This is a genomic window from Streptomyces sp. NPDC127190 (genome assembly GCF_042672505.1).
Lineage (GTDB): Bacteria > Actinomycetota > Actinomycetes > Streptomycetales > Streptomycetaceae > Streptomyces.
Window position 1 is genome coordinate 1 of the sequence record NZ_JBHXVE010000051.1, and the last position, 14,866, is coordinate 14,866.

The window sequence follows — 14,866 nt, forward strand, 5'->3', positions numbered from 1 at the left end:
GGCCGGACGGCGTGCCGGCCTCGGCCACGGTGGAGCCTGCTGTCGCGAGCAGGGCGAGTAGGGCGACCAGCAGACGGCGACCGGTTCTTGAGGGGCCCGTGGGCGACGAAGGCATGGCAGACGACATGACAGATGACATGCCAGCGGATCTTGTCACAGGGTTCCCCACGGCCGACACATGCCCGCGCGGTTGGCACAGCGCCGCGCCCGGCCGGGAAGGGCAGGGGCGCGGCGCTCCGGGACGGTGCTGCTGGTTGGCGGTGTCGGTGACGAGGAGGAACTGGTCGTCCGTTCCGGCTGCGGGCTCGGGCATGCTCCAGCTGACCGCCCGCCAGCTCGAGCAACGGCTTCTCACCCCCGGCGAGCTCGGCCCTGGCTGCAGGTCCTTTGGCGGCGACGAGACGGGAGTGGATCAGTCCCCGGCCTTCCGTACGCTGAAGCCCGGATCGGCCGCTTGTATCGACGCCATGGCCTCCTTCGCCATGAACCCGCAGGTTGGCAGGCTCTCGGCGGAGCAGTACGCCACCCGCGAACCGGCTAGGGCGGACGTCCCCGAAGCGGCAGCTTGATCAAACTGGGGGTCTTTCCAGCCACGGCATCAGGTGAGCCGCGGTGCCACCTCGGCTGCGACCCACTCCATGGCCTTCTCGACATGTTCAGCCGCGACAGGCAGCCCCAGGGTGCAAGCGGCAAGCCCTGCCTCGGCGAGCCGACCGAGGTCGTCGGCAACGCTCTCTGCAGTGGGCGTAGTGCCGCCAGTGGTCGTCCCGGTGGCGGAACCGCCGCAGGCAGACCCGGCGGAGTAAGGAACGCGGCCGACGCGAGCGTCAGACGATCGGCGTCTTGTGCCTCGGCGAGGTCACGCAAGCGGCGCCGGACGTCGGTGATCTCCACGGCGTCGGCGCCTGTGCCGTACCAGCCGTCGCCGAACCGCAGCGCACGGCGCAGGGCAGCGTCGCTGTGTCCGCCAACCCACATGGGCGGACCGCCGGTGGTGACCGGAGGCACTCCCAAGTGCGCCTGGTGCAGTGTCGTGAACGGCCCGTCGAAGTCTGCGGGGCGCCGGGCCCACAGGGCCTTGGCAGCGGCGAGGTGGTCGTCGGTACGTGCACCCCGTTCACGGGCGGGTACCCCGACGGCGGCGAATTCGTCAGGATTCCAGCCGGTGCCCACGCCCAGGATCAAGCGTCCTCCGGATACGACATCCAGCGTGGCTGCCTGGTTGGCGAGCACCAGCGCCGGGTAGTACGGCGCGACGAGTACGGACGTCAGCAGTTGCAGGCGCGTCGTCGCCCCGGCGACGGCCGACAGCAGAACCAGCGGGTCCGTGTCGAGGCCGAAACCGCTGTCCAGTAGACGGTTGCCGACCGCAACGTGGTCGAAGCCTAGGTCTTCAGCGTGGCGTGCGGCGCGGAGCACGCTGGCTCCGTCGTCGAGCGGCCAGCGCTGTTGAAGAGAAACACCGAGGCCCAGCAGGGGCATGGGTTGCCTTTCGACGGCAGTCCGAGGGCGACGCGACGATTACTGGCCGCCCTGTCGCGACACTCAACTCCCGCACCGCCCCTATTTCATCCCGGCCGGGATCAAGCGGATCGCCTGTCACTCCGTACGGCGCTCGCTGACCAACGCCGGGACCTCCGCAAGCCGGTGAACCTTCTCGGTCAGAGCACTAGGTTCTGTCGTCAAATGTCACGCCCACATCAGAATTGATGCCAGGGTGACGGCGGCTTTGTAGGACTCGGCGGTCTTGTCGTACCGGGTGGCGATACCCCGCCACTGCTTCAGGCGGTTGAAGCACCGTTCCACCACGTTGCGGTGCTTGTAGACCTCGCTGTCGAAGGCCGGCGGGCGGCCTCCGCGGCTGCCTCGTCGGGCCCGGTTGCGGACCTGGTCGGCCCGCTCGGGAATCGTGTGGGCAATGCCCCGGCGGCGGAGCCAGGCTCGGATCGCCTTCGAGCTGTAACCCTTGTCGCCCAGGACGTGATCGGGCCGGACCCGGGGCCGCCCCGGTCCGATCCGGGGCACCCGGATCGCCTCCATCACGGCGGTGAACCGGGTGCAGTCGTTGGTGTTGCCGCCCGTGACGACGAAGGCGAGCGGACGGCCCCGCCCGTCACACGCCAGGTGAATCTTGCTGGTCAGACCACCTCGGGACCGGCCGAGGGCCGGGTCGCGGAGCCCCTTTTTCGGGCCCCGGCCGCATGCTGGTGAGCCCGGACGACGGTCGAGTCGACCGACACCAGCCACTCGATGTCGCCCGCCGCGTCCGCTCTCGCCTGGGCGGCTCGCAGCATCCGGTCGAAGGTGCCGTCCGCCGCCCACCTGCGGAAACGGGTATGCAGCGTGGCCCACGGACCATAGCGCTCGGGCACGTCCCGCCAGGCCGTCCCGGTCCGGAACTTCCACACGATCCCGTTCAGGACCCTGCGGTCGTCCAGCCGCTTCCGGCCCCGCAACGACTCGGGCAGCAACGGCCGGACGAACTCCCACTCGGCATCCGACAGTTCATGACGACGTATCACGACACCATGATCCACCAGGCAAGATCATTTGAAGACACCGCCTAGGTCGCCCTGGATCTGTCTTCTGCCGAGGGGGCGGCCGTCCCGCAGGTCAGAGTTGGAGCAGGCAGTGACCGGGTGTGGGCAGAGTGGTTTTCAGTCTTCCGGGAGTGATAGACGGGCCCATACGGACTTCCCGTCGGTTTGTTGGTCGTCGGTCCAGCCCCAGGTCGTGCTCAGGGCGTTGACGATGGGAAGTCCGCGGTGCTGTTCAGCCAGGGGTGGCGGGCAGGTGAGGCGCGGCCGGCGCTGGCTTGGGTCGCGGACCACACACAGCAGGGTGCGCGGGCGCAGGGTGAGGGCAAGCCATACGGCAGTCGGCGGGGTGCCTGATGCGATGGCGCGTGTCTGACCGTGGCGGACTGCGTTCGCGACGAGTTCGGAAGCGACCTGCACGGTGTCGTCGCAGATGCTGTTCAGGCCCCAGCGGCGCAGTGTCTGGCGGGTGAACTGTCGTGCTACGTAGCAGCACTTGGTCGTGGGCGGGATCTGTCTCGCGGCAAATGGGGTGCTTCCCAGGCCTGTGCGCACGGCAAGGTTGGGGGTCCACACGGCCGGCGCGCCGCGGAAGAGCTGCCGCTCCGGGCTGTTGGCAGTCTCGGCTGGGAAGAGTGGCTGATTGTCGCGGTTGTGAGGTGGCGTCATCGTCCGTCCCTCGGAGTTTGTTTGCCCTCTCGAGCCTGGCGTGCCGTCTTGACCGTCACTATTCCGGCCTGTTCATCGTTCCTGCAAGTGTGGTTCTGCAATTGCAGGACTAAGGAATTCGCACACCTGGTCGGTCATGGCTTCCTTCGGGGCGGTGCTGGCCGGGCGGGACTCGGAGAGGCGCGAATAGGAATGCAGCGGGTAGAAAACGGCGTCAGTGCAGGCATGATTGAGCGGGTCGCGTGGCGCAAGAGCCGCCACAGCGGGGGCAACGGGAACTGTGTGGAAGTCGCTCGCCTGCCTGATGGCGGTGTGGCCGTGCGGAACTCCCGATTCCCGGACGGGCCGGCCCTTGTGTATACGGGGGAGGAGGTTGCAGCCTTCTTCGCGGGAGTCAGGGACGGGGAGTTCGACTTCGCTCTCGCGTGACAGAGCGTAGATTTATGGCCACTTCCTGACATGCTTGATAGTCGGCTGCCATACTCGGGCTCTCTGAACAGTCGATAGGAGCACCCGGTATGGCAGCCGAACAGAAGGCGCCTTCCATTCTCGGCTTCCCGCACCGCCCGGAGTGGGGCTCGGCCGCGCACCGCAAAGCGCTTGCGGGCCACCTCAGGCGCTGCCGCGACCACGCGTGTGTGGGGACCCGCCAGGCGGCTCGATGCATCGGTGCCTCCGAATCCACGATCAGCCGCATGGAGACGGGACTCGCATCGCTGAAGCCCGCAGAGGTCGTGCGCCTGCTGGATGAGTATGGTGTGCGCGACCCGGCGGAGCGCCAGCGGATCGCGGTCCTGGTGAACGAGGCGGCCAATCCCGAAGCGTGGCAGCCTTTCGCCCATGCCGCACCGAGCAGCTTGCGCCCGCTGCTCGCGATGGAGCCGGCGGCACAGCGGATCATCTCCTACGAGCCGCAGTTGGTGCCGGGCTGGCTGCAGACCGAGGAGTACGCCGAGATCGTCATCCGGGCCACCCATCCCACCATGCCGGCCAAGGAGATCGAGGAACGGGTCCGCATGCGACGTGCTCGCATCGAGATGCTGCGCCGCGAAACCGACCCGCCGAGCCTGATCGCTGTGATGGACTCCGAGGTCTTCCGCCGCCAGGTCGGAACCCCCGGCGTCATGTATCGGCAGATCACCCACTTGCTCACGCTGCTGGAGGAACTGCGCTACCGTCTGCGCCTGCACATCGCCCCTTTGTCCGTGGGAGCCGCCGGCGCGATCGGGCACCCGATCGTGCACCTTCGGTTCTTCGCTCCTGACTACCTGCCGGACATGGTGTACCTGGAGCAGTACGAGGGCGCTGTCTACCGTGAGAAGCCGTCGGAGTCCGAGCGGTACCAGGCTGTGCTGAACCATCTGTGCGGCGTTGCAACTCCCGCAGACCAGACCCCGTCACTGCTGCAGGAGGCACTCGACACCTGGCGGTAATTGGCCGCAACCGCCTCTCTTCAGGAAGCAGCGACGGCTCAGTGCCTCACGAAGCCCACGCCTCCGTATTCCTCCCACTCCCACGTCAGTTGCTGGGGGACGTCGTCGTTCTGCGGCCGCCAGGCCGAAACCTCTGTCAGCCCCGGCTTGATGAGATCCAGCGGCGTGCAGAACGCCTGGACGTCGGCCTTCTCGCGTACGCGGCCCCAGTGGCCCTGGGTCTGCGCGTCCATGAACTCTGTGACGAAATCACGGACTGCCTGGCTGTCGCTGACGAGTTGGCACACGACCATCATGCTGCCGGGCGGCAGTCTGTCGGCTACGCGTGCGATCAGCTCGCCGGGCCCGCTGTCGTCCGGGATGCAATGCAGTACGGAGACGAACAACGCGGCCACCGGCTCGCTCCAGTTGATGAGGCGGCGTACGGGCTCGCTGGCGAAGATGGCGTCTGTGTCCCGCATGTCGGCCTGGAGTACTGCGGTGCGTTCGTTGGTCTCCAGCAAGGCACTGCCCATGGCACGGACGATGGGGTCGTTGTCGACGTACACCACCCGGGACGCCGGGGCGACGCGCTGCGCGACCTCGTGCACGTTGTCCTGCGTGGGCAGCCCTGAGCCGTGGTCGATGAATTGCCGGATCCCGAAGTCCGCCGCCAGGGTGTGCACCACCCGGCGCAGGAACTGCCGGTTGTTCAGCGCCAGTTCCCGCATGCTGGGCACCTGTGTGAGCAGCTCCTCGCAGGCGGCACGGTCCGCGGGGTAGTTGTCCTTGCCGCCAAGGAGGCTGTCGTACATGCGGGCCACACTCGGAACCGATACGTCCACTCCATACGGCAAATTCACCCGTGCCCCCTCCGGCCTCGTCACGAGACGTCACCTGACGCCGTGACAGCACAGTGTATGAGGTGCATCACACCGGCGTGCTGTGAAATGGCCGTTTGTCACCCCCTCGGGGCCCCGACGGAAGCAGCAGCCCGCACACATCCTCCACCGGTATGCCCAGCACCTCCGCGATCCGTTCCGAACTGAGCAGCAGCCGGCGGTGCAGCACCTGGACCTCCAGATGAAGAGAGCGCACAGGCCGGCCGAACGGGTAAGGCCGAAGATGCCCGCCGAGCGCCTGATCGATATGATCATGGAGGATGTCCCAGGCGACAGCGGCCGGCCCGGAGCTGCCCAAGACCACGGTCCATGACACCGCGAGCTCGGTGAACGCCGCGGCTACAGCTCTCTCCGCCGCTCCGTACTGGCCGATCCGCAACGCCGAGTACTGCAAGTAGGGCTCGTAAAGGCGTTCACGGAAAGCCGCGAAAGCAGCCACCGCAGACCGCTCCACCCGCAGGCCGTCGTAACGCAGATCCGCAGTTCGCCTTACGCCGGTGGGGACACAGTCGGCCCCGCTGCTAAGGGGTGCGCTCCGGGACGCAGTCACTGCTCCGCCTCAGGCGATGCGATGTGCGCGATGCCGTCGGGGAGGCCGGGGTCGTCGACCATCAAGAACGCGTAGTGCACCGCCTCCCACAGCGGTTTCACTTCCGAGGGCCGCCCCCCCAGCGTGCACACCAGAGCAGACAGCACCCCCCAGTCGGGCACGTCGCGGCCCGACAGGACGAGCCGAGCCTCCTTGGCGCTCACCGCCCTGCCGCTCAGCATTTCAATCCGTTCAGGGCTCGGCGACTTCGCCGCCCGATACAGCCCCCGCACCGCCGCATGCAACTGCTCAATGGCAGCAGGGGCAGGCTGCCGCTGCGGCACCGTCATCCCGTGGGCCGCTTCGAACAGCACCCGCAGCTCCGCCGGGTCGGAGCCGAAAATCTTGCTCAGCGCACACACCAGGTCCCAAGTCGGAAGCCGGTCCCCGGACAGGACCCGCGAGATGAACGACGGCGACAGCATGGCCAGATCCGCCACCTCGCGGATCGTCTTGCCGCTCGCGATCTGCAACTGGGTCAGTGCCGAAGCGAGCATGCCCACCGGGCCGGCCGTCTCCCGCCGGTCACCGCCCGCGTTCTCCCATCCCTCCCCGGTGGGCACGGACCGCGCAGCGCGCCACCGGGTGGGAGCAGCCTGCTTGTCGTTGGCGTGCAGCACCATCATCCGGGCGACTCGCTCCGGTCCCCACCGTGCCCGGGCCGTCTCCGGCGCTACATGCGCGGCGCGGGCCACAGCCTCCCATTTCTCACCCCGGTGCCGGGCGTCCTGAACCGCAGCAGCGGTGTAGATATCCAGCTCCCGGCGGATCGCCTCAGCGCGCTCCAGCAGCGTTCCCAACTCCTCCTGACGCATCTCGCTGTCCACCAGCTGACCCGCCAGGCGATGGACCTCCGCAGCAACTGCACTGCCCAACGGGCCCTGTTGCTCAACGAATTTCGTCTGGCTGGCCCGCCGCTGCCTCTGCGCACGTCGGCGGCAGGCGATGCCGCAGTACCGGCGCCGCCGCCCGGCGCCCACCTTCTGTACCAACGGACCGGAGCACATCGCGCACCTGTCCGGCTGCGTCGAACTATCTGCCACCACTTTTCCCTTCCTGGCCGGCCCGCTCACTTTGGCTTCCGGCGCGCGGTGGGCGCCGGGGCCATGCTCGGGGCCCACGGCACTGGTTCAGTCCAGGCGCGCCCAGAAGTATTCGAGCCGGGACCTGCCGGCTGCGGCAGCTGCGACCGCCGCGAACGCCACACACCCTGCGGCTGGCCAGCCGGAGCCCTGAAGAACGCAGGCCAGGGCCAGTACGACAATGGGGCCCAGGCTGAGCGTGACAGCGAAGGCACGCAGGCGTGCGTAATATCCGCTGCCGCTGCTACCTTCCACGCGTGCTCCAGACACCACGGTGCCGGACACAACATTGCGATCGGTCATCGGTTTCCCTCTGTGGAATTGACGACGGTTCAAAATGCGGAGGGGTCCCGGCCTGTCGGTAGCCAGCCTTGGCCCGGGACCTCTCCGACGCGACCCTAGCGCGCCCTTGCCGCGCTCGGCCAACAGAGTGAGACGTAAAGCGGGAAACGACCGCACCATCGTGCGAAAACCGGGACGACGACACCCTCCCCGTATCCCAGAAGGTCACTTCGCAACTCTTTATGATCGAATGCGCAAGAGACTGGTCGCTGGAGTTTCGAAAAGAGGCGTGATACATGTACGCCGTCACCTGAAAATCCACGCAGGACGCTCCGGCGTACGCCGTCGCCCTACGCTCACTACCGCTGGCGAAACCATCCCACCATGCCGCACCAATGTTGGAGCCATGGCCCAGGACATGACGCTCATCAACCCTTGATACAGGGTGGCTCTGGCCTGAGAAGCTGTATCTCAACAGAACTGATCCGTTGATTTTGCTGGTCAGGCATGGTGTAGCTCGGAATGAGAGAAGCATGCGGCGTCTTGTTTCTGCACAGTGAGCGAGGGGCGCGCGATGGCGTCAGTGCTGGGAATGCTGGAGGAGCGGGAGACAGCGGTCGGTGTGCGGGTGGAAGGGCTACGGGAGGAAGTCACCCGGTGGGCTGAGGTGTTGGAGGCCGCCGAGATCGAACTGGACCGGCGGGTGATCGCGCGGGAAGAGCTGGTCGAGGCCCTGGCAGCCTCGGCTGCCGAGACCAGCGCCGGGTCGGAGGCCGAGGAGAAAGCGGTGCTGTCGCTCGCGCCGGCGCAAGGGTCGACGGTGCCGCCTTGGTGGCAAGGGCTGCCTGTGATGGTTGTGGCGCCGGACTATCAGTGCATTCTGGGTGTGCTGGACCAGCAGCGATCTACGGGCCACGGACCGCTTCGGGCCAAGGAGATCGCGGTGGATCTGGGCCTTGATGCGACGCCGCGAAAGTCGAGGGACTGCGGTCGAATGCCCGGCGCCTGCGGAGCGCGGGGGGCTCCTCCTGGAGGCGTCGGGGGCGGTGAGTGCCGGCCGGCGCACACTGGCCGTCCCGGACGCCGGCTCATCTGCGTGACCGTCGGCCACCGGCTCATCGCCTCGCCGGTGGCGAGCAGGGCTTCGTAGTTCCGGGCCAGACGCGGGAGTTCATCAGCCACGCGAACGTGCGCCCGGCCACCCAGCGCCTGGGCAGCACCACGAACCCCGCGATGCCATCGGTGTGCTTGACGATCTCCAAGGTCAGGGCGAGTTTGTCCCGGCACTAACGAGCTCGTGCACGGTAGGCGGGGAGACGTCGAGGATGGCGGCGGGGCTCGGTGTTCACATCTGCCGCGCCGACGTCAGGTCCGCGGTTTGCTGGTGGGACAGCAGGCCGGCGACGGCCTGGACGGTGTCGCTCATGTGCTCGCGGCGGCCGAGGCGGCGGGTCAGAGCTCGCCAGTTCTTCAGGTGAGCGATGCCGTGCTCGACGCGGATGCGTCGTGAGGAATGTGCCTTCCGCTGTCGCTCATACATCTCCTCGTACCAGTCCGGAGCGTTCTTCTTGAACTTGCGGTGCGGCGGTGTCACCACCTGACCGCTGGTCTGCGCGCCCAGGCCCTGGTAGCCGGCATCGGCGAGAATTTCCACGGCGGCCCCGTCGGCCAGGAGCTTGACCAGCCCTAACTGGCGAGCGTGGGTAATGTCCGCGCAGCTTCCGGGCTTGGTCGGGCTGCAGAACAGCACCCGGCCGTCCCCGTCCGTGAGCACCGTGGTCTTGACGGCGTTCTGCTTGCTCTTGCCGGAGATGAACTTGTCCCGGTCCTTGCGCCTGGCGGCCGGCCGCCGGACCCGGATCTCGGTGCCGTCGACGATCCCGGTCCTACCGTCGGAGCCGAGGTGGTCGACGACCTCGGCCAGCGTCCGCAACCGCACGCCGGGACTGACGGTGCAGCCTCGCTCGGCGAGCAGGGGCCGCACCTCACCGACGGGGCGGGTGATGGTGGAGCGGTCCACGCCAAACCAGCAGGCGAGCACGTCGTGTGTGGCCCCGTGACGGAGGTGCACGAGGGTGGCCAGGAGCCGGTCGACGAAGACCAGCCGGTGCTTCGCGCCGGCGCCTACGGCCCGCTTCCGCTGCCTGGACGCAAGCCTGGCCTGATGCCGTTCATGCCACAACGGGCCCAGCTTGGCCACGAGTTCAGCGATCACGCCGGCCGACAGGCCAGTGATCCTCCGGTCGCTGATGATCGCTGCACGAGACGCGTTCCCCACCACACGACCATGATCGACGATCAGGAGCTCGACGCCTCCCCGCCTACCGTGCACGAGCTCGTTAGACGTGCCGGCGTGCCGTCGCGACGAAGGTGTTGATCAGCTCCTGGGTCGCATCCCGACAGGCGACCACGTCGGCGCGGTTCGCTGCGCGATCGATCTTGCCGATCGCCGTGAAGGCGTCGGCCGCGGCGGTGGCCAGCTCGGGATCGTCAGTGATCAGTTGGAGGCGGTACAGGGCGTGTTCGGTGCTGGAGCGCAGCTCGAACGAGAGTCTGCGCAGGGCGACTTCGTCGTCGGCGTCATTGCCCTCGTGCACGCAGAACCAGTGGTGCAGAATGGCCCGGCGGAAGTTGACCAACAGGCCGGAGTAGGTGCCGTAAGCGTCCAACCGCTCCTGGCGCAGCCGTTCCTGACGCGAGTTTTGCTCGGTGCGCTGCGCGGACCGCTGCTGGAAGACGTGCGTCACCGTCGAACCCAGCAGGGTGCCGAGGACAGCGATGACGGGTGTGGCTATGCCGCTCATGAGGCCCTATGCAACCAGATCAGCGGCACGATCGCTGTGTCTCACGGCCGCCGTCCCACACAATGATCAGGCATCGATGCAGATGGCGAACGCTCGGCTGGCCAAGTCAACCGCTCACTGGCCAAGTGAAACGCTCAGTCACAAAACCCTTGCGGCCGGGTTGGTGGTGTCGTGTATCGGGACGTCGACTTCGTAGAACTCGGTGCGCGCCATGACGCCCATCTCCTCTCCGTGCCAGTGCTTGAGGGGCCACCGCGCCCGCCCGGGCCTCCGTGGTGCGGAAGCGCCGGGCGGCACGGAGCGTCCGTCACGCTGTGAGGGGGGCGGCTCAGAGGTCGAGCTGGATGGTGATGCGGCGCCGGGGGTCGTCACGGCCGTGGTGGACGGTGCTGCGGTGTGCGGCCAGGCCAGCGCGCCCGCCCTGGATGGGCAGGTGGCAGTCTGGTCAGCCGTACGCCCGCTCATCTTCCTCCAGGAGATCGGCCGGGGTCAGGGGATGCGGGTGCGGGGTGTCGGGGCGGCTTATGACGTCCCTTCGTCGCGGGGTTGTGTGGATGCGGCGTTTATGGGGACGCGATGCAGGATCCGGGTGGTCAGGTGGTCGATACCGACTCCGAGGAGGACGGCCGTTGCGATACCGACCAGGGCCCAGACGATCGGGGCCGCATCTCCGGTGACGGGCCTGGAGGCCAGCACGCCGACGACGGTGGCAAACGAGCCGATGACGGTGAACGCGACCGTGTACGCGGCGACCCGGACGAGGATGATGTCCATACGGCTGGCCTTCATCGCACGCTCCGGTCGGCTTCATGCAGAGCGTGGTCGTCGGTCTCCCGGGGAGTGTCGTCGAAGCCGCCGTGGACGTCGCACACGCTGTCGTCTCGGTGGTCCAGCTCGCCGCTGAGCGCGCGGGGCAGGCAGATGACGCTGTAGGTCGGCGCCCAGGCGCGGCCGCTGCATTCGGGGTCGACCGGGCAGGAGACCAGCACGTCGAACCCAAGGTCGCCCTCGCCGTGGTCGTCGGTGCGCAGGGCGACGGTGAGGTACTGCTGACTGAGGCGGACCTCGCTGACGCGGTCGCCACCGGCGACGTTCGAGCCGGGCTTCCACCGCCATATCGGAAGGATCTCAGGTCCGAAGAAGCGGCGGACGAGGAGGAGGCCGCCCAGGCCGCCGCTGCCGTCCAGCCTGAGGTCGGCCTGCCGGGCCTGGCTCAAGCGCTCCATGAACGGCAGCAGCTGGCAGAGGCTGTCGGAGAAGACGACCTCGGCGTACAACGTTGGGGCACCGCGGGTGGGTGAGCCGTGCCTGAATGGCACCCCGCGCCCGTGTCGGGCGGCTCTCGGTGATCTGGCCTGCCTACGTCTCCTCGGCCGCCTGCCCGGGTTCCGCGGCGGCGTGGATGAGTTGGCGAAGGGCGCCGTAGTAGACCTCGTGGCCGACGACGGCGGGCAGGACGGCGCCGAGCTGTCCGGTGAGTACCGGGAACTCCTCTGGGTCAAGCGCGGCCAGCGCGAGCCGGGTGGCGGTCTGGGCGGCCTTGGGGTCGCGGTGGTTGACGAAGCTCGCGCTGCCGAGGGTGATCCGCCAGCACATCCCCGACCTGGACACCGTGGTGGTCGCGGTCGGCGGCGGCGGCCTGTTCACCGGCGTCACCACCGCCGCCCAGCACCACGGCATCCGCACCGTCGCAGTCGAACCGGAGAACTGCCGCGCCCTCAACGCCGCCCTCCAGGCTGGCGCCCTCATCGACGTCACCGTGGACTCGATCGCCGCGGACTCCCTCGGCGCGCGCCGCACCTCGGAGATGGCCCTGCACGCCGCCCGGCAGGACCGAGTGCACTCCGTCCTCGTGCCGGACACCGAGATCATCCGCGCCCGACAGGCACTGTGGGACCACCGCAAGGTAGCCGTCGAGCACGGTGCCGCCACCGCTCTGGCCGCGCTCACGTCACCGGACCGCCACGTCCCCGACCGGGACCTGACGGCCCGGCCCGGCGCTGTGAGCCGGAGCTACCGGCCCGGCAACGGCGAGAAGGTCTGCGTGGTGCTGTGCGGAGCGAACACGGACCCCTGCGATCTGGTGAATCGGCCCACCGCACACTGATGAGCGGCCCGAGGGAGCAGGAACTCCGTCGGCGCTGACGGAAACGGGCCCGTCCGGGCGTGGTTGCTGCGACTCGTTCCCGGATACTGGGGCAGGCTGCTCGCGGGTGTGCTCAGCGGCTGTCCCGGCGTTCCGGCCGCCTGCACCGGCCGTGGGTTCGGCCCGCGCTCTGGATGTCCTGGAGTGCCCGGCCGCCCGCCCCGGCCGCACCAGGTGCGGCCCTCGGTGATCTTCTCGCACGTGCTGGTGATCTTTCGGCTGTTCGGGCGCGTTGGCCGCAGCCCGGCTCCTAACGTTCTTCCACCGGTGTCGGGCTGCGTCGAGGGGTGGTGTGGGCGTGCGGGGGAGGAAGGGCTGGCTGGAGGCTCTGCGGGTTCTGCGCGACGCCGAGGTGAAAGCGGAGTGGGGGTGGGTGCTGTCCGGTCAGCTGCGTCCCCAGCAGCAGGCGGTGGAGGCGGCGGCCGGGCAGGGGCTGGCGGACAGGTTGGTGCGGGCGGAGTTGTCCGCCCATGCGGGCCGGCCCATCTTGTGGGCGGCGCGGCTCACCTCGTACGGCCATGACGTTCTGACGTACACCGACGCCAGCCCCGTCCCGGTGCGGCAGTGCCCGGCAGAGGGGGAGCGTTTGGTCGAGCTGCGGCCGGCGGAGATGGACGCCTTGCGCGTCTATCTGAGCAGCGGAGCGCGGCTGCGGGTGCCGCCGGCGGCTGGGTTGGCGGAGCGGGTGCGGACCGCGTGCTTTGACCGGGCCGGCAATCGGTGGTCGCTGTGCCTGGACGAGGAGCAGGTCAAGTCGGTGGCCTATGCCTTCTACCTGCGCTCGATGTGCGGTTCCACAGCGGAGGCCAACCGCTTCGCCAGGCAGTACGGCGTCGTCTTTTCACCCTGACCGGTCGACGGGCAGTTGCGACTGCCCCGGCCTGACCCGGACCACCCCAGGATCTGGCAACCTCTCTCGCCCGCCGTTCCTGGCGCACGCCGCGGTGGCCGGGGGAGGGACCCGAAGGATAGCCCGACACATCCCGCACGAGCACCTGGTCGCGGGTCCCTCCACCGCGCTGCGGGCGGGGGCCCTGACCGCGGACGCTCACACCGTCGCCCGCCCCACGCGCGCCCAACAACACCACAGACACCTGATTGGCTGCCCTGGCCGGCGCGCCAGGGATGGCCGCACGGTGTTGGTGGTCGCCCGGCATGACTGCCACCACCCACACTGGGCAGCGCGGGGTGGGTGGCGGCCGCCGACGGTGTGGCTGTTACTTCAGGCCGAGTCGTTGTTCGGCGGTCACCCAGTCTGAGGTAATGGCTTGCTGGGCTGCTGTGAGGGTGACTCGTCCGTTGCAGATGGCTGTGTGCAGGCGGGTTTCGACTTTGTCCTTGTCGTTGTTCGGGCCGGCGCCCGGGCTGTGTCCGGGGCTCGGCGGTTCTACCCAGAGGTTGCGCGGGTCGTTCGGGTCGCCGCCCAGTTGCAGTGCGACCAGGTGGTCGTACTCGGCGTCGTGCAGGCTCGCCTTATCGGTCTTGTAGCCGTACGAGGCGGCGTTCGCGAGCTTCTCACGGCCCGTCACCGAGGCCGGGGGACGGATTTTCGAGGTGTACCCGTGCGGGTTGCAGATGGTGGCCTTGAGGGTCTGGGGGGTGACCTTCGGGTTGAGTGCACCGGGGGTGCAGTGGCTGTCGGGCAGCGGCTGGGCGTGGTCGTGCCGGTAGTGGCAGGTGCCTGGTGCCGGCTGCTTCTGCACGGTGTAGTGGTCCTGGGGGCCGGGCCCGTAGGGAAGGGACGAGCTCGTGGCGCCGGCCGGGCTCGCGCCGAGGGCGAGTGCGGCACTGGCGGCAAGCATGCCCGCAGCAGTGAACGCGCGGTGTTGACTGGTCATGGACTCCCCGTTCTGCAGACCGCGGAGCACACCGGCGGCGCGGTCACTTCCACCTCTTCGTGTGGTTTGGCCTGTGATCTACGGCCGGTGATGAGCGGCCGGACCAGAACCTACCCCTCTGGCCGCGGAAGTGACCAGCCATCATGTGACGCTGTACACCCCTCGGTGGGTGGGGCCATTGGCGGCGGACCGCGAGATAACGGAGATGGGCGGCATGCCAAGAGCGCGGGGCCCTTCGGCGCCTCGCACCCGATGACGGTGAACGAGACCGGGACGGCCGGCCACGACCAGGAACCGGGGAAGCTCCGCGGCCTCCACATCCAGGGTCTGGTTCGCTCACTGGGCGGCCGCGATCTTGCAGCCGCAGACACGGCGGGCTCGCGCGTGGGCTTCACCGGGCGCGAAGGCCATAAGCGGGCGGAGGGTCGTGGGCGGGCCCACCACGGCCATTCGGGTCTCGTTGCCCGGCGAGGTGGGCCGTCTGGCGTCCCGCGGCGGGGCTGCACGCCGGCGGGGGCGCCCCCGGCCGGAGCCCGGGGGGGCCCCCCGGGGGGGGGGGGGGGGTTAGTGAACCAGTAACGGGCCCCGGGGGGGGGGGGGCCGGT

The 14,866-nt window shown here is 68.7% G+C and carries 15 protein-coding genes and 2 pseudogenes; 5 read left to right on the forward strand and 12 right to left on the reverse strand.

Annotation, left to right across the window (positions count from 1 at the left end; all coding sequences use genetic code 11):
• Positions 1-537 precede the first annotated feature (537 nt).
• The 3 genes and pseudogenes from ACFVIU_RS38345 to ACFVIU_RS38355 all read right to left on the reverse strand — a co-directional run bounded on the left by ACFVIU_RS38345 (position 538) and on the right by ACFVIU_RS38355 (position 3,206).
• The gene (locus ACFVIU_RS38345) at positions 538-1,482 is read right to left on the reverse strand and encodes a TIGR03619 family F420-dependent LLM class oxidoreductase (RefSeq protein ID WP_385848372.1); all 945 of its coding nucleotides are present in this window, start codon (positions 1,480-1,482) and stop codon (positions 538-540) included.
• 207 nt (positions 1,483-1,689) lie between these two features.
• Positions 1,690-2,519, reverse strand: a pseudogene (locus ACFVIU_RS38350) (IS5 family transposase).
• A 138-nt stretch (positions 2,520-2,657) separates the two neighbouring features.
• Complete coding sequence (locus ACFVIU_RS38355) at positions 2,658-3,206, reverse strand: ATP-binding protein (RefSeq protein WP_385848373.1); 549 nt, start codon at positions 3,204-3,206, stop codon at positions 2,658-2,660.
• Positions 3,207-3,398: 192 nt separating this feature from the next.
• Here ACFVIU_RS38355 and ACFVIU_RS38360 point away from each other — a divergent pair, with 192 nt between their 5' ends.
• Both ACFVIU_RS38360 and ACFVIU_RS38365 read left to right on the forward strand, forming a co-directional pair.
• Positions 3,399-3,635: a DUF397 domain-containing protein gene (locus tag ACFVIU_RS38360; RefSeq protein ID WP_385848405.1), complete on the forward strand. Its 237-nt coding sequence runs from the start codon at positions 3,399-3,401 to the stop codon at positions 3,633-3,635.
• A gap of 89 nt (positions 3,636-3,724) precedes the next feature.
• Positions 3,725-4,639: a helix-turn-helix domain-containing protein gene (locus ACFVIU_RS38365; protein WP_385848374.1), complete on the forward strand. Its 915-nt coding sequence runs from the start codon at positions 3,725-3,727 to the stop codon at positions 4,637-4,639.
• A gap of 38 nt (positions 4,640-4,677) precedes the next feature.
• Here ACFVIU_RS38365 and ACFVIU_RS38370 read toward each other — a convergent pair whose 3' ends face one another.
• The 3 genes from ACFVIU_RS38370 to ACFVIU_RS38380 all read right to left on the reverse strand — a co-directional run bounded on the left by ACFVIU_RS38370 (position 4,678) and on the right by ACFVIU_RS38380 (position 6,936).
• On the reverse strand, positions 4,678-5,481 hold the full coding sequence (locus tag ACFVIU_RS38370; protein WP_385848406.1) for an SAM-dependent methyltransferase: 804 nt from the start codon (positions 5,479-5,481) through the stop codon (positions 4,678-4,680).
• A 67-nt stretch (positions 5,482-5,548) separates the two neighbouring features.
• A complete protein-coding gene (locus ACFVIU_RS38375; protein ID WP_385848375.1) occupies positions 5,549-5,959 on the reverse strand; it encodes a hypothetical protein in 411 nt (136 codons plus the stop codon).
• Positions 5,960-6,066: 107 nt separating this feature from the next.
• Positions 6,067-6,936: a helix-turn-helix domain-containing protein gene (locus tag ACFVIU_RS38380; RefSeq protein WP_385848377.1), complete on the reverse strand. Its 870-nt coding sequence runs from the start codon at positions 6,934-6,936 to the stop codon at positions 6,067-6,069.
• A gap of 1,111 nt (positions 6,937-8,047) precedes the next feature.
• Here ACFVIU_RS38380 and ACFVIU_RS38385 point away from each other — a divergent pair.
• Entirely contained in the window at positions 8,048-8,623 is a 576-nt protein-coding gene (locus ACFVIU_RS38385) for a hypothetical protein (RefSeq protein WP_385848378.1), read from the forward strand.
• A gap of 195 nt (positions 8,624-8,818) precedes the next feature.
• Here the strand turns inward: ACFVIU_RS38385 and ACFVIU_RS38390 are convergent, their stop codons facing one another.
• The 5 genes from ACFVIU_RS38390 to ACFVIU_RS38410 form a co-directional block, all read right to left on the reverse strand.
• The gene (locus tag ACFVIU_RS38390) at positions 8,819-9,754 is read right to left on the reverse strand and encodes a transposase family protein (RefSeq protein ID WP_385848380.1); all 936 of its coding nucleotides are present in this window, start codon (positions 9,752-9,754) and stop codon (positions 8,819-8,821) included.
• A 58-nt stretch (positions 9,755-9,812) separates the two neighbouring features.
• Positions 9,813-10,277 (reverse strand): hypothetical protein, encoded by a 465-nt coding sequence (locus ACFVIU_RS38395; RefSeq protein ID WP_385848381.1) that lies wholly within the window; start codon positions 10,275-10,277, stop codon positions 9,813-9,815.
• A gap of 522 nt (positions 10,278-10,799) precedes the next feature.
• Complete coding sequence (locus ACFVIU_RS38400; RefSeq protein ID WP_385848383.1) at positions 10,800-11,051, reverse strand: hypothetical protein; 252 nt, start codon at positions 11,049-11,051, stop codon at positions 10,800-10,802.
• Positions 11,052-11,062: 11 nt separating this feature from the next.
• Positions 11,063-11,554, reverse strand: a complete 492-nt coding sequence (locus ACFVIU_RS38405; protein WP_385848384.1) for a hypothetical protein — start codon at positions 11,552-11,554, stop codon at positions 11,063-11,065.
• Positions 11,555-11,636: 82 nt separating this feature from the next.
• Complete coding sequence (locus tag ACFVIU_RS38410) at positions 11,637-11,873, reverse strand: hypothetical protein (RefSeq protein WP_385848385.1); 237 nt, start codon at positions 11,871-11,873, stop codon at positions 11,637-11,639.
• Between ACFVIU_RS38410 and ACFVIU_RS38415 the strand changes: the two are divergent.
• Together ACFVIU_RS38415 and ACFVIU_RS38420 are read left to right on the forward strand one after the other, a co-directional pair.
• A pseudogene (locus ACFVIU_RS38415) lies at positions 11,860-12,384 on the forward strand (pyridoxal-phosphate dependent enzyme); the annotation flags it as partial. The gene ACFVIU_RS38410 and the pseudogene ACFVIU_RS38415 overlap by 14 nt on opposite strands.
• Positions 12,385-12,721: 337 nt before the next feature.
• Positions 12,722-13,273 (forward strand): DUF6417 family protein, encoded by a 552-nt coding sequence (locus ACFVIU_RS38420; RefSeq protein WP_385848386.1) that lies wholly within the window; start codon positions 12,722-12,724, stop codon positions 13,271-13,273.
• Positions 13,274-13,640: 367 nt separating this feature from the next.
• Here the strand turns inward: ACFVIU_RS38420 and ACFVIU_RS38425 are convergent, their stop codons facing one another.
• Positions 13,641-14,261, reverse strand: coding sequence for a hypothetical protein (locus tag ACFVIU_RS38425; RefSeq protein WP_385848387.1), 621 nt, complete (start codon positions 14,259-14,261; stop codon positions 13,641-13,643).
• Positions 14,262-14,866: the final 605 nt, after the last annotated feature.

Excerpts from the sequence above, each read along its gene's own strand:
- ACFVIU_RS38410 (WP_385848385.1), bottom strand. The coding sequence starts at position 11,873 with ATGTGCTGGCGGATCACCCTCGGCAGCGCGAGCTTCGTCAACCACCGC.
- ACFVIU_RS38360 (WP_385848405.1), top strand. The coding sequence starts at position 3,399 with ATGCAGCGGGTAGAAAACGGCGTCAGTGCAGGCATGATTGAGCGGGTC.
- ACFVIU_RS38400 (WP_385848383.1), bottom strand. The coding sequence starts at position 11,051 with ATGGACATCATCCTCGTCCGGGTCGCCGCGTACACGGTCGCGTTCACC.
- ACFVIU_RS38395 (WP_385848381.1), bottom strand. The coding sequence starts at position 10,277 with ATGAGCGGCATAGCCACACCCGTCATCGCTGTCCTCGGCACCCTGCTG.
- ACFVIU_RS38425 (WP_385848387.1), bottom strand. The coding sequence starts at position 14,261 with ATGACCAGTCAACACCGCGCGTTCACTGCTGCGGGCATGCTTGCCGCC.
- ACFVIU_RS38365 (WP_385848374.1), top strand. The coding sequence starts at position 3,725 with ATGGCAGCCGAACAGAAGGCGCCTTCCATTCTCGGCTTCCCGCACCGC.
- ACFVIU_RS38385 (WP_385848378.1), top strand. The coding sequence starts at position 8,048 with ATGGCGTCAGTGCTGGGAATGCTGGAGGAGCGGGAGACAGCGGTCGGT.
- ACFVIU_RS38345 (WP_385848372.1), bottom strand. The coding sequence starts at position 1,482 with ATGCCCCTGCTGGGCCTCGGTGTTTCTCTTCAACAGCGCTGGCCGCTC.
- ACFVIU_RS38355 (WP_385848373.1), bottom strand. The coding sequence starts at position 3,206 with ATGACGCCACCTCACAACCGCGACAATCAGCCACTCTTCCCAGCCGAG.